We start from the raw sequence: 13,076 nt of genomic DNA, 5'->3' as shown, positions 1-13,076 counted from the left end.
CTGGTCATTTTTTGGTTTTCAGCGATCGGCTTGCAGGAGGTCCTGGTTTCTGATTCTCTCCTTGCCTTTTATTGTTTTGATTTCCGATCAAATGGGGTCGCTGTTTAAAAGCCCAGAACGGAGAACGGACGATAGTATCCCCCAGGTTTGACAGAGATAATGGGGCCATCGGTGACATATACGGAACCCCAAATGACCTCAAACTACATAAATGGACGAGCATGAAAATGAACAATAATGCTATTCCATAAAACCCGAATGTAGCTGCCGACAACATAAATAGAAAGCGGATCAATCTTGCAGAAATCGCAATCGCATAAGATGGAGTAGAAAAGCTGGCAATAGCCGTAATCGACACGATGATGACCATTGCCGGTGAAACGATGCCTGCTTCCACTGCAGCTTGTCCGATGACAAGGGCCCCTACGATGGATACGGTCGATCCAATTGCCTTCGGAAGACGTATCCCTGCCTCTCTGAGAATTTCGAAGGTAACTTCCATCAGCATCGCTTCCACAACGGCCGGAAATGGTACAGCCTCTCTCTGGGCAGCCAACGCAATGATGAGCCGTGTCGGAACCATTTCCTGATGGAAAGTAGTCACCGCGATATATAACGCCGGTGCAATAAGGGATATCATAAAAGTTAATACTCTTAAAAAGCGGATGGAAGTCGATATATCAAATCGAGAGTAATAGTCCTCAACCGCTTGGAAAAATTGGATGAAGACAACAGGAGCCAGTAAAACGAAGGGTGTTCCATCTACAAGGATCGCTATTCTTCCCTCGAGGACATTACCAGCAACAGTATCTGGCCTTTCTGTATGATATAGTGTCGGAAAAGTCGTCAATGTCTGATCTTCTATCAACTGTTCGATGTAACCCGATTCCAGTATGCTGTCTACGTCTATTTTTTTTAATCGGGTTCTCACCTCATTGACGATTTTTTCATTCGCGATACCATTCAAGTACAAAATCGAGACACTCGTTTGGGTTATGTTGCCTATTTTCATTGTTTCGACCCATAGATTTGGATTTTGGATTCTGCGTCTTATCAAGGATATATTGGTTTGAATCGATTCGGTAAAACCATCTCTCGGTCCTCGAATGGATACTTCAGTAGGTGGCTCTTCAACATTTCTTTTTTTTCCTCCTCTTGTATCGATGACCATAACCTTGGGAACATCATCTATAAACAAGAGTGTATTACCAGCCATCAAGAGCAGAAAAACATCCTTCCAATTGGAAAGCTGCTTCACTTCTCCTATGGAGACGACCTCCGCAAAAATTTTTTCAAATAATCCTTGCTTATCCTTTTTACCTTCTGGCTGAGGATCAATATTCTGAAAAACGGAATCGACGACAAACTTATTTACCGTAGGACTGTCAACTAGACCATCAATATAAACGGCAGTCATGTTGACAATATCATTCCCTTTCAAGGGACGTATGATAAGGTCGGAACTGTTGCCTGTAATTTTTCGTATCCGCTCAATATTTTCTTTCAGATTCTCACTGATTTCATCGTCTGGAAGATTGAACGTACGAATTTCCTTTTCAACTTGTGACTTTTTTTGGTTGCGTTTTTTTTTCTGGCGTATTTTGATCGGCATGATGGAAAACCTCGTTGTTTTTAGTCATTCATTATTTTTAAGCAACAGGTAAACGAATCTTCTCGAAGTAATTCAAAAGGATTTGGAAATCCTATAAAGAGGAGTGATGCGAAATGAAACCAACCTGGATTGCAGTCATCATAATAGGAATATTGCTGGGCTTTTCAATATGTATGGATATTTTAATGGGAATAGCAGTTAAAGATGCGCTAGATAATGCGTTCAATCCTTTCAGAGTCATGGAATTTGTTGAATTTTCCATACTGACCCTGCTGGTAGCTGTGCTTTTCTTAAAACCACTCGTACAATGGATTTTTAAAAAATACAAACCTTTCTTTACAAATAAGTAACACAGGGCTCTTTAGAATATTACAAATTTCCATGTGTCTACATACCCTATCTCCTAGGCTTGTAAAAAAGCCCATCCTTTTTCAAAAGGAAGAATGGGCTGCCCTGTCGTTCTATTCCAATGTCCGGTTGTTTTCATCAACTTGAAAAAGGTGATCTGGTTCCGGTTTTTCACCAGAAGTGAAAATGCCGTCACCACCACATACTGTACAGCTGTATTGCCAGTTTTCATCATCTGCCAGTAGTCCGCTGCCGTCACAAGCTTTACATAATTGGTTTCGATCAACCATGGATTTCCTTCCCTTCTTTCATGCATTCTTTCTTACTTTTGTCGGTCTCTCTCCCAGTTAATCAGTCCGCCCTTTAGCATGATTTCGACTTGACGATCTGATAAGGCATGGACAGCTGTTATATCCTTTTCTTTCTCTTTTATCCTCACTGTAAGATCTTTTCCTTGCTTAATTTGTTCTCTCACATTTTTCAATTGGAGAATATCGTCTTCCTCTAACAGATCAAAATCTGCTTCATTTTTAAACGTAAGGGGCAAGACACCGAAGTTCACGAGGTTTTGCCAGTGAATCCGCGCAAAGTCTTTAACTAAGGCGACTCGTAATCCTAAGAACCTTGGTGCAAGGGCTGCGTGTTCCCGGCTCGATCCTTGTCCATAGTTGAAGCCGCCTACAATCGCATGACCACCAAGCTTCTGTATTTCCATAGCGCGATTGTAGTAGGTTTCGTCAATGATCTCAAAAGTGAACTTGCTGATTTCGGGCAGGTTGCTTCGGTAAGGTAGCACCCGGGCGCCACCCGCTAAGATTTCATCCGTTGAGATGTTATCCTTCATTTTCAGCAAAATCGGAAGCTCCATCTCATCAGGCAATTCATCCATTTCAGGGATTGATGCAATATTCGGGCCTTTTACAAGCTCAACTTTCTTTGCTTCTTCCGGTGGAAGCGGTCTGTTCAATAATGCGTCATCCACTGTCGGATGGTCAGGGTCTTTTACTTTCGGATACTTCATATCCAACGTTCTCGGATCAGTGATCTCCCCAGTTAAAGCCGAAGCGGCAGCTGTTTCGGGACTGCAGAGGAACACACTGTCTTCCCTCGTACCAGAACGACCAGGGAAATTACGCGGCGTCGTCCGTAAACTATTCCTTCCTGTTGCAGGGGCCTGACCCATACCGATACAACCATTACATCCCGCCTGGTGCAATCGTCCCCCAGCTGTTAGAAGACTTCCGATATGGCCGTCTGCAACAAGGTCAGTCAGCATTTGACGTGAAGTCGGATTGATATCGAAGGAAACGCTATCAGCAACTTTTTTGCCCTTCATGATTTCAGCCGCAATCGCAAAATCACGATACCCGGGATTAGCGGATGAACCAATATACGATTGGTAGATCGGCTCTCCTGCTACTTCCCGGACAGGAACGACATTCCCTGGACTAGACGGTTTAGCAATCAATGGTTCCAGCTCTGAAATATTAATTTCCTCATGAATATCATACTCAGCATCCTGATCGGCTAATATCTCCACCCAATCATTATCCCTGTTCTGGCTCTTTAAAAACCGCTTCACTTCCTCATCAGATGGAAAAACCGTCGTCGTCGCCCCAAGCTCAGCACCCATGTTCGCAATGACGTGCCGGTCCATCGCATTTAGATTATCAAGCCCAGGACCATAGAACTCGATGATTTTGCCAACTCCGCCTTTCACATCATGACGGCGCAGCAATTCAAGAATGACATCTTTAGCGCTCACCCAATCCGGGAGTTCTCCAGTCAATTTGATTCCCCAGATTTGGGGCATTTTGATATAGATGGGCTCTCCTGCAATCGCCATCGCTACATCAATCCCACCGGCTCCCATAGCAAGCATGCCCATACAGCCGTTTGCACACGTATGGCTGTCTGATCCTAATAAGGTTTTGCCGGGGATTGCCAGCCGTTGCATATGCACAGGATGACTGACCCCGTTTCCAGGTCGACTGTAATACAACCCGAACCGCTTCGTCGCACTTTGTAAGAACAAATGATCATCCGGATTTTTGCTATCCTCCTGGATGATATTGTGATCGACATATTGTGCGGAAACTTCCGTTTTGGCACGATCAAGTTTCATAGCTTCAAGCTCAAGCATGACCATTGTACCGGTAGCATCCTGTGTAAGGGTTTGATCGATTTTCAATCCGATCTCATGTCCCGGTTTCATTTCACCGGAAATCAAATGCTCTTTAATCAATTTTTGGGAAACGTTTAAAGTCAATTTTCTCCCCCCGTTCAATTTTTTTGAGGTGACTGGGCTTATGTACCTAAAGGTTAAAGTCTGTCGTTTTTTATAAAAATATACATTCAAAGACCAGTCAACCATCCTACAGGTAAAGTACCCCATTAAATTCCATTTCAACCGTTCATTCTCGTATACCCAAAAGAAAAAGCCCTCCTCTTCTATATGTGAGGTTGGCTTTGTATCATCAAGCTTCCAAGCGTGGTTTCGTCGGATCGCAATCTGGTTGGGAGAGCTGTGTCACTTCAGCTAATTTCGTTAAATAATAACACTCCTCCCTCATCATATGATCTGCCATCAACGGGGCAAAAGTACCCAACGCTTCCTTGCTCAACTCCATTTCTTCGATTTCTTTCAGGAAATTCATGAACAGTTTAATCTCAAGTGATATGTCATTATTGAACTTTTCCAATGCAGGGAAGGTGGATAGTTTTGTCCTTAGGAATCCGGCCATTTCGACCGCCTTCAGATAGAACGCCTCAAAGTCTTTCGTAAACGTGTCGCTTTTCTCTCTGATTTTCTTTTCGATCTGGTCCATGTTGTCGGAAATCGCACCGGCATGACCTGCCGCGTCCAACAGCCAGACCAAATGGTGGTGTAGTTCATGCAGTGTAGGTGGAACTTCTCCTTTTTTCAAATAAGGTAAAATCCGTAAATACTCATCCAGCTCATTGACCATATGATTCAAGAAGGTAGGACCTAAGCTTATCTTTATTTTTCCTACTAGATGCCGCTTGATCAGATCCAGTTTGAACTGCCTTAATTTCTTCACTTCTTCTTCAGCTTGTTCACTTAATTCGATCATATCCGCACTTTTGACTCTTCCAAGCAATTGGTCGAATGTTTTTATGAAATAATTCGCTCGGGAAATCTCTTTCGTCTGGTCTGAAGCTAGAGAGTCATGGATGAAGCGCGCGTGATCACCAAGGATCTGCAACCAGAAACGATGTTCAAATTCCGCTGTTTTCGTAAAATCAGCCATGCAACGTCCTCCCTTTCGATTCTCATAAAATCATATCTGAGAGTAATGGATTTTATGACTCGATAAGGAAAGAAACCGGATGGGTCCATAAAAAAAACTTGGCAAATCCAAGCCTGAGCAACGGCTGAGCCATGGTGGTCCATGCTTAGCCTTGTCCTTAACCGTTAACAATCGTCCTTGTCTGAACAGAACAATCTTCATATAATTCATCAAGACGTATTACGCGGGAAAAATACGATAATATTGATTTGTTATGGGTTACGACTACAATTGTTTTCCCTAGTATTGTCATTTAAAACTATATTTTGATATGGGCCTATTTCTTATTTATTACGAATAAAAAAGACCTCAGCTGTAAGCCGAAGTCCTCGTTACTTATTAACTAGTTAGAGCTGTTATCTTTCTATTTCTTTCCGCTCTTTCTTCTTCAGGTGCTAAATCATATTTTTTAAGCAAATGGAACAGCTCATTCAATTCTTCTTGAGTTGGGTTTCCTTTTAAAAAGTTATCGCTGCTTTTATATAATCCTTCAGGCAAAAAAGCAGATTGGGATTCCAATTTCTTTTCTACATCATCCATTGAATGGTCAATGCTACAAGCCATGATTCATCTCTCCTCTCTATTCTTGCTCCCACAATAGCAATCTTTTTTTGAGAATACAACAAAAGCGCAGACGCCCTGATCAGCCACGAAGGTCACTGGAAGTCCGACGAGAAGGCTCGAACCAAACAAAGTTAGGTTCTGCGTGGGTTCCCCCATTAGATGTACTTCAAGGTGTCAACCGCCGCAAGAGGGCTGAAGTGATCCAAGTGGTTGGGCGTTGGAGCTGGACATTCCTTCATCGAATCAAATTCTTATCCTTTCGAAAAAGACACCAGTTGAATGGTGCCTTTGACGTGGGTTTAATATGGTTTTGTGGAATTCTCGATTTCATCAAGATGCATAAGCTTTTGTAGCGGCTTGGAAATCAGGAGTAAGACTAGACCAAGTAAGATGGCCGCAAATCCGAGATACATAAAGATTTCAAGGTAACCGAATTCAGTCGTCAAAGAAGCGATGAACCCAGCCATATAGTTCGCTGCTGCATTACTTAAGAACCATACACCCATCAATAATGAAGCGATTTTGATTGGTGCCATCTTGCTTACCAATGACAAGCCGATCGGGGATAATGCTAATTCACCCAACGTGTGAAGCAAGTAGGTCACAATCATGAACATCATTGATACTTTGATCGGGTCTGCTTCATTGCTTCCAGACATCATGACTGCAGGCATCATCACCATGAAACCAGCTCCCAGTAGAATCAAACCAAAAGCCATTTTTGTCGGGATCGCAAAATCTCCCCGCTTTGTTCTGGATAATTTAAGCCAGAAAGCTGAAACGACTGGTGCCAATAATAAAATGAATAAAGGGTTCAGTGACTGGAAGAATGAAACAGGCACCTCATATCCGAAAATTGTGCGGTCCACAAAGTCTCGTGTATATAACGTGAACGATGCACCTGCCTGTTCAAATCCAGCCCAGAACATGACCGTGAAACATGCAAGGATTAAAATGACAGCTGTACGATGCTTCTCTTGTCGAGACAAAGGCTTTGGTTTTGCCGTTCCGTCGAGCGAAGGTTTCGCTTTTGCCGTCGCAGGTTTCGTTCCGATCTCACCCAAGTATTTCTTCGATAAGGCATTGAATGTCACCTGACCGATGATCATGCCGATTGAAGAAGCCAAGAACGCATATTTGAATCCAAATACTTCGACTCCGCCTGTACTTGAGTAGAACCAGTTTGCATAGATCAATCCAGCTACAAGCGGCGAGATAAAGGCCCCAAGGTTGATCCCCATATAGAAAATGGTGAATGCTGAATCTTTCCGTGGATCGTTTTTAGAATACAGTTCTCCAACCAGGGTGGAAATGTTCGGTTTGAAGAAACCGTTTCCAATGATCAATAATAAGAGTCCCACATATAAGCCCCATTGATCTTGTACGGCGAATAATGTGAAATCTCCAAGTGCCATGGTGATACCGCCGATGGTAATGGCCGTCCTGAGCCCCATCATCTTATCCGTCAGATAGCCCCCGATAAGAGGTGTAAAATATACTAACCCGGTATAAAGTCCATATAAGTGCAGGGCAGAACTCTTGTCCATCCCTAAGCCGCCGCTGAATAATTCAGCCGTCAAGTAAAGTACGAGAATCGAACGCATTCCATAGAAACTGTAGCGTTCCCACATCTCGGTAATGAATAATAAGAATAAGCCCTTCGGATGTTTTTGCTTCTTTTTCGTTGCTACATCCGAATTTCCGTTGATTGTTCTCTCCATGATGCTCCTCCTAGCTGTAAAAACTTCTCTTTTCGTTAATCCTTCCAATTAACGACAGATGATCCCCTTTAAGAGTTTCGACAAAAACTGGTTGAAAGTGGAAGTAAGAAAAAAAGTAAAAATTTAGAGAAAAGTTCGCCATTTTGGCGGTCCATATCAATTCATGTCAACGGATTATTTTTAAAGTCGTGGATAAAGGTAAATGGTCTGAAGCTATTCGATTCGTTTTCACAACATTCGCGTCTACTACCTCAAAAAAATCATTCGTGAAAATATAGTCCAACTTCATTCTGGGACGTTTTGAAGGATAGGTGTAGCCTGGACTACCATTCCCATGTTCTTCCCATGTATCCTTCAATTGCTCCGTAACTAATCGCCAACTGCTTGAATAAGGTTTCATGTTCCAATCTCCCATTATGATGGATGGTTTTAAATCTTGTGTAACTTGTTTCAGGATAAATTCTGTTTGTTTTGTATGTAAAAATGGAGCGAAGCTTAAATGAGTGATATAAATGGCTACCTCATGGTTTTCAATCTCTGCGATTACTTTGAGTAACGCTCGGTCTTCAACAATTCGAGGTAAAAAATCAAATGGATAGTTATCAGACTTTTTGATCGGAAACCGGGTAAGAATCGCACTGCCATATTGACGGATGCCACCTTCTTCATTCCCCTCCATCGTTATGGATGGACCAAATACGTACCCCATATTGAGATCTTTTGCAATCCATTCCGCTTGATCTACAAACTCACTTCTCTTCGAAAATTCTTTATCCACTTCGTTAAGTCCGATAATATCTGCATTGGAATGCTTCAATACATGACTGATCCGTTTTAAGTCATGCTTTTTATCCATTCCTTTTCCGTGTCTGATATTAAAAGTCATTATTTTCAGTTCCAATAAAATCACCCGTTTACTTATGAAATCCATTTATTTTGAAACAATAAGAACAATGTACCTAAACAAAAAGGATGGTAACCCATGTCAAGATCCGCAAACGAAAATTCTCATAGAAAACCTGTCATCCTACTTATGGTGGATACTTTAATGGATGTAACTTTACAGAAAGCGCTTGAAAATGAGCAAGCACCTGCTTTCCAATTCTTGATCGAGAAAGGACAATACTTTCCTGATATCGTAACCGCTTTCCCAACAATGTCGGTAAACGTAGATACATGTTTGCTGACTGGAACATATCCGGATCAGCATAATCTACCTGGATTAGTTTGGTTCGACAAGGAGGAGAATCGGCTCATTAATTATGGAAGTTCTTTTCCAGAATGTCGTAAACTCGGTATTCATCAGACCTTGGAAGACGCATTTTTCAATTTGAATAACAAACATATCAACCACGATGTCGAGACCATTCATGAAACACTGTGGGAGCAAGAACTGGAGTCAACCTCGATCAATGCACTTGTTTTCAGAGGAAATAACAATCGTTATTACCATTTCCCCCTATGGATGAAATGGTTTGGGCGCATGAACGATAATCTTGCTGTAAAAGGTCCAGAAGGTTTCACCTATGGAAGGTTTTCGAAGTACATATCTTCTAGACAATATCAGCGTTTCTGGCAACGATTCGGCTTCAACAATACGTTTTCTACCCAAGAGTTGATCCATCTTATTCAAAAGAATAAGGTTTCTCCTTTTACAATTGTATATTTGCCCGATTTGGATAAATGGATTCATAAACATGGACGTATGTTTACAAAAGGGATTGAAAAAGTGGATCACCAATTACAGAAGGTTTTGAATTCCTTTGATTCGTGGGAAGAAGCATTAGAAAAATATACATGGATCATCCTAGGTGATAATGGCCAAGCTTGGGTCGATCCAGACAAACAAAAAGCATTAGTTGATTTGAGAAACATATTCAACGACTTTAAGATCATGAAACTGAACAAGGGAGTCATGCCAGACGACCAAATTATATTGGGAGTAAATGAGAGGATGACGTTCCTTTATACGTTGGATTCCGAGAACCTGCCTGTATCGGATTTCGTACCGTATTTGGAAAAAGACGAGCGAATCGATATGATCGCGTGGAAAAATGATGGATGGATCGAAGTCAGGTCTGGTGTTCAAAAAGGCAAGTTGAAATTCCGTCCGGATGGGAATTATAAGGATGATTATGACCAGGAATGGTCAATCGAAGGGGATACTGGATTATTGGATATGCATTTGGATAATCAGCATCTCACATATGGTGAGTATCCCGATACACTAGCCCGTATTAGCAGCTCCTTGAATTCCCATGAGGGGGACTATCTTATTGCAAGTGTCAAACCAGGATATGAATTCATCGGAGAAAGCTCACCGACCCATGTAGGAGGAGCCAGCCATGGGGGATTACATGCACAAGACTCCTTGATTCCTATGATTGTGACAGGGACAGATACCAGTCCACAACATCTACGAATGATTGATCTGAAAGAATGGATGTTATCGATGATATTACATGATCAACCTTCATAAGGTGCGTATAGGCCTTGGATGCAAAACAAATATTATGACTAGTGGAAATCCAAAAGGAGGTGGTACAAATGGACGCACACCGTGCTCAAGAAATCGCTTCATCACCAGAGATGGTCAATGTAACCTATAATGGACAAAATGTGTACATCGAACATGTGGATCAATCAAACGGAATCGCTACGATCCATCTCATTGATAAGCCGGACAAAAAAGAAAGCATTTCTGTAGACACCTTGATAGAACAATAAAGAAAAGCGTAAACGCCCTGTTCAGCCAAGAAGGTCACTAGAAGTCGGCGAGGAGGCTCGAACCAAACAAAGTTCGGTTCTGCGTGAGTAAACACTTTGACCTATATCAATGTGTCGACCGCCACAGGAGGTCTGAAGTGATCCAAGTGGTTGGGCGGTGGAGCTTGACATCACTTCACCGCAACCAAAATTTTTATACTTTCTTATCCTTTAAAATTCGAAGAATCCTCCGCCAATCATATTCATTAGGAGGATTCTTATTTGTTTTGGCTCTTCTGTTAAAGTTTGAAAAATGCTCTAAAGGGTAAAACACTACTAAAGGAGGAGAATCATTATGGAATGATGTTCGAATCCAATGGCAGGATGGCAATAGTAAAGACCTCATGTTTGTAACCGAAAGGCCTGTCCCCCTCAATCCAATATGGATTTTTTCCAAGTCAAACCTTGAGAGGTAGGAAAGGAGAATGAACATGAAGTACCATAATATCCTAATTCCCATTGATGGCTCTGATGGCAGTAAGAAGGCATTGGAAACCGGTGCTGAAATTGCCAAAATGAGCAACGGTGAATTGACTTTGGTCTATGTAGACGAAGATCTCGCACTTGCTCCGTATGGTGTTGGCCATACGCTAAGTGGTGATAATACGGCCATCCTGCGCGACAACCTGAGAGATGTCGATACAAGTGTAGAACGAAACGAACAGAAACTGAAAGAAGCGAAAGAATACGTTGAACCACTTTACAACAATGTGAAAATCGAATTGCTTGCAGGGGAACCGGCAAAATCGATTTGTGAATATGCTGATGAGCAAAAAACTGATCTCATCGTAATTGGAAATCGTGGTCTAAGCGGACTGAAGAAATTAATGTTAGGAAGCGTCAGCCAAAAGGTAGTCTCTGAAGCTGATTGCCATGTACTGGTTGCGAAGTGACAATCTTAATTGGGAGAAAGGGGCTGTCCCATAAGAGTCTGACTCTCACCGTTCTATCAACATTTTTAAAAAATAAAGCTTTGATATAAAATGTTGTGATTGGTGGTGCCTGACACTATTGTTTTAAGACAGTCCCTTTGAATTGCTCTTAAGGACGGAATAAAGCAAGATCGATCGCTTCAGCCATCGCCTGGTAGCCTGCATCATTTGGATGTAAATGATCTCCAGCATCATATTCCGCTCGAAGTTTTTGTGGATTTTCTGGATCCTGCATCACTTTATCAAAGTCTATGACACCATCAAATACTCCACTTGTACGGATCCATTCATTCACTTCTTGTCTTACGACCTCTCCCTCTTCAGTAAAATACCCTTGAAATATTGTATCTCTAAATGGCAAAAGTGTCCCTGCATAAATCCGTAATCCTCTTGCATGGGCTTGTGCCGCTACCTGTTCCATACCATCGATAATTTTTTTTGAATCGAGAGTATGAGGTACATGGCCGATATCGTTGATTCCTTCAAGAAGAATCACATCGGTTGCACCAGTTTGGGACAACACATCACGGTTAAGACGTGCCAAAGCATTCACACCATATACCGGTGAATCTCTTAAAACTTTATTCCCTGAAATGCCTGCATTCAGGACAGAGAAGTTCTTGTTAGGATATTTTTCATCAAGGCGATCATCGAGAAGATCCGGCCAGCGTAAGTTTTCATCGATAGTCGAACTATGTCCATCTGTAATGGAATCCCCCAATGTCACAATAACCCGTCCATCATTCTTTTTTGTCAGAACCTCTACTCCTGAAAGCCAAAACCAGGATACATCCGTATCTTTAAAAGCTGTTCCGTCTACTGATCCTGTATGATCGCCGTTATCCGAAATATAGGAAGTTTGTCTAGAAAGATTATGCCAGGTTGTCGGACCGCTCGCATCTGGTATATAGACACTGATTGCCAGATTTTGGTCATCTGTGACGTTGAATTCCAGCGGGTCACTTATGACTTCTGCCCCAGGCGGAATTGTAATACTTTCCTCTCCCGAAAAAGTCACATGTCGATTTGAGCCTTGTATCGTTTCCGCTCCACTGTTTGAAAGCGCAATACTTACCTTTCCAAACGTTAAAGGCTGTGAGCTGAACGTATTGGAAAAACGAAGGCGAACCTTTTCTCCGGATGCATGTGGGTGGACGATCATCCTGACAGTCTGATCTTCAAATCCCTCGTAGGAAATACCATTTTTGTAAGGTGGCTGTGGGCTTGTTGACCATGCCCCGATCCAATTCAGGTGATTTTCACTTTCGTTCTTGACGTTAGTTGCATTTTCGTGCTTGTTCTCTGTAGAAGTAGTAGGATTTGCAAATACCGCCGTCACACCAAGGAGTAAGCTTGCTACAACAATCAAAACGAACATTTTCAAGCGTAACATGATAATATCCTCCTTTAATTTCCATTATTTTTATAGACAAGTAAACTTTACCATAAAAAAGAATGATAATAGGGGCTTTTCCAATAATCAGGATGATAGATGGAATTCATTCCATACAATAGCACTACTCTTTTAAATTTAAGCTTTGTTCTTATTAATTTTTTGTGAAATTCAACTCCCTTCCGTGTACGACCCATAAGATGCACGTTCCTCCCTGATTGTCTTTTTCAGCTGGAACAAGAATTTTGTTAAAGCTTAACTAAGCCTGGGTCAAACACCAAGGGTCCGTTTGAGGTGCTTATCGCTAAAGTGACACAAGCAGCGGTTTATCTAATGTTTTCTATGCTGTTTTAAGTGTCATTCAGCTGATTTTTTCTCCCGAGGTTCAGTCAATGTAGTAATATAAAAGGATACTAATCGAAGCTAATT

General features: G+C 41.8%; 12 protein-coding genes. 4 read left to right on the top strand and 8 right to left on the bottom strand.

The features are described from left to right. Nucleotides 1–4: 4 nt before the first annotated feature. On the bottom strand, nucleotides 5–1,612 hold the full coding sequence (locus L1611_RS11315) for a spore germination protein (RefSeq protein ID WP_236313185.1): 1,608 nt from the start codon (nucleotides 1,610–1,612) through the stop codon (nucleotides 5–7). 113 nt (nucleotides 1,613–1,725) lie between these two features. On the opposite strand from L1611_RS11315, the gene L1611_RS11310 reads away from it, so the two are divergent. Then, nucleotides 1,726–1,962, top strand: a complete 237-nt coding sequence (locus L1611_RS11310; protein ID WP_236313184.1) for a YczF family membrane protein — start codon at nucleotides 1,726–1,728, stop codon at nucleotides 1,960–1,962. A 111-nt stretch (nucleotides 1,963–2,073) separates the two neighbouring features. Here the strand turns inward: L1611_RS11310 and L1611_RS11305 are convergent, their stop codons facing one another. From L1611_RS11305 to L1611_RS11280, 6 genes are all read right to left on the bottom strand, one after another. Next, a complete protein-coding gene (locus L1611_RS11305; RefSeq protein WP_225067788.1) occupies nucleotides 2,074–2,250 on the bottom strand; it encodes a hypothetical protein in 177 nt (58 codons plus the stop codon). Between the two features lie 32 nt (nucleotides 2,251–2,282). Continuing rightward, the gene (locus L1611_RS11300; RefSeq protein ID WP_236313183.1) at nucleotides 2,283–4,229 is read right to left on the bottom strand and encodes an aconitate hydratase; all 1,947 of its coding nucleotides are present in this window, start codon (nucleotides 4,227–4,229) and stop codon (nucleotides 2,283–2,285) included. A gap of 208 nt (nucleotides 4,230–4,437) precedes the next feature. After that, nucleotides 4,438–5,232, bottom strand: a complete 795-nt coding sequence (locus L1611_RS11295; protein ID WP_236313182.1) for a DUF2935 domain-containing protein — start codon at nucleotides 5,230–5,232, stop codon at nucleotides 4,438–4,440. 378 nt (nucleotides 5,233–5,610) lie between these two features. Further along, nucleotides 5,611–5,835, bottom strand: coding sequence for a group-specific protein (locus L1611_RS11290; RefSeq protein WP_236313181.1), 225 nt, complete (start codon nucleotides 5,833–5,835; stop codon nucleotides 5,611–5,613). A gap of 299 nt (nucleotides 5,836–6,134) precedes the next feature. Further along, nucleotides 6,135–7,556 (bottom strand): peptide MFS transporter, encoded by a 1,422-nt coding sequence (locus L1611_RS11285; protein ID WP_236313180.1) that lies wholly within the window; start codon nucleotides 7,554–7,556, stop codon nucleotides 6,135–6,137. 166 nt (nucleotides 7,557–7,722) lie between these two features. Then, a complete protein-coding gene (locus L1611_RS11280) occupies nucleotides 7,723–8,457 on the bottom strand; it encodes an endonuclease/exonuclease/phosphatase family protein (protein ID WP_236313179.1) in 735 nt (244 codons plus the stop codon). 81 nt (nucleotides 8,458–8,538) lie between these two features. Here L1611_RS11280 and L1611_RS11275 point away from each other — a divergent pair, with 81 nt between their 5' ends. The 3 genes from L1611_RS11275 (at nucleotide 8,539) to L1611_RS11265 (ending at nucleotide 11,215) form a co-directional block, all read left to right on the top strand. After that, nucleotides 8,539–10,035 (top strand): alkaline phosphatase family protein, encoded by a 1,497-nt coding sequence (locus L1611_RS11275; protein ID WP_265738428.1) that lies wholly within the window; start codon nucleotides 8,539–8,541, stop codon nucleotides 10,033–10,035. A gap of 68 nt (nucleotides 10,036–10,103) precedes the next feature. After that, nucleotides 10,104–10,283, top strand: coding sequence for an H-type small acid-soluble spore protein (locus tag L1611_RS11270; RefSeq protein ID WP_236313177.1), 180 nt, complete (start codon nucleotides 10,104–10,106; stop codon nucleotides 10,281–10,283). A gap of 470 nt (nucleotides 10,284–10,753) precedes the next feature. Next, nucleotides 10,754–11,215, top strand: a complete 462-nt coding sequence (locus tag L1611_RS11265; RefSeq protein WP_236313176.1) for a universal stress protein — start codon at nucleotides 10,754–10,756, stop codon at nucleotides 11,213–11,215. A 148-nt stretch (nucleotides 11,216–11,363) separates the two neighbouring features. On the opposite strand, the gene L1611_RS11260 is transcribed toward L1611_RS11265, so the two are convergent. Next, nucleotides 11,364–12,647, bottom strand: a complete 1,284-nt coding sequence (locus tag L1611_RS11260) for an SGNH/GDSL hydrolase family protein (RefSeq protein ID WP_236313175.1) — start codon at nucleotides 12,645–12,647, stop codon at nucleotides 11,364–11,366. Between the last annotated feature and the right edge of the window lie 429 nt (nucleotides 12,648–13,076).

The sequence above is a fragment of the Pseudalkalibacillus salsuginis genome (assembly GCF_021646685.1).
Classification (GTDB): Bacteria; Bacillota; Bacilli; order Bacillales; family Fictibacillaceae; genus Pseudalkalibacillus; species Pseudalkalibacillus salsuginis.
This window is presented reverse-complemented; position numbering and strand designations above follow the sequence as displayed.

What these genes read in the sequence shown, in the direction of transcription:
- L1611_RS11285 (WP_236313180.1), bottom strand. Translation starts at nt 7,556, where the DNA reads ATGGAGAGAACAATCAACGGAAATTCGGATGTAGCAACGAAAAAGAAG.
- L1611_RS11270 (WP_236313177.1), top strand. Translation starts at nt 10,104, where the DNA reads ATGGACGCACACCGTGCTCAAGAAATCGCTTCATCACCAGAGATGGTC.
- L1611_RS11265 (WP_236313176.1), top strand. Translation starts at nt 10,754, where the DNA reads ATGAAGTACCATAATATCCTAATTCCCATTGATGGCTCTGATGGCAGT.
- L1611_RS11315 (WP_236313185.1), bottom strand. Translation starts at nt 1,612, where the DNA reads ATGCCGATCAAAATACGCCAGAAAAAAAAACGCAACCAAAAAAAGTCA.
- L1611_RS11305 (WP_225067788.1), bottom strand. Translation starts at nt 2,250, where the DNA reads ATGGTTGATCGAAACCAATTATGTAAAGCTTGTGACGGCAGCGGACTA.
- L1611_RS11295 (WP_236313182.1), bottom strand. Translation starts at nt 5,232, where the DNA reads ATGGCTGATTTTACGAAAACAGCGGAATTTGAACATCGTTTCTGGTTG.
- L1611_RS11275 (WP_265738428.1), top strand. Translation starts at nt 8,539, where the DNA reads ATGTCAAGATCCGCAAACGAAAATTCTCATAGAAAACCTGTCATCCTA.
- L1611_RS11260 (WP_236313175.1), bottom strand. Translation starts at nt 12,647, where the DNA reads ATGTTACGCTTGAAAATGTTCGTTTTGATTGTTGTAGCAAGCTTACTC.
- L1611_RS11290 (WP_236313181.1), bottom strand. Translation starts at nt 5,835, where the DNA reads ATGGCTTGTAGCATTGACCATTCAATGGATGATGTAGAAAAGAAATTG.
- L1611_RS11310 (WP_236313184.1), top strand. Translation starts at nt 1,726, where the DNA reads ATGAAACCAACCTGGATTGCAGTCATCATAATAGGAATATTGCTGGGC.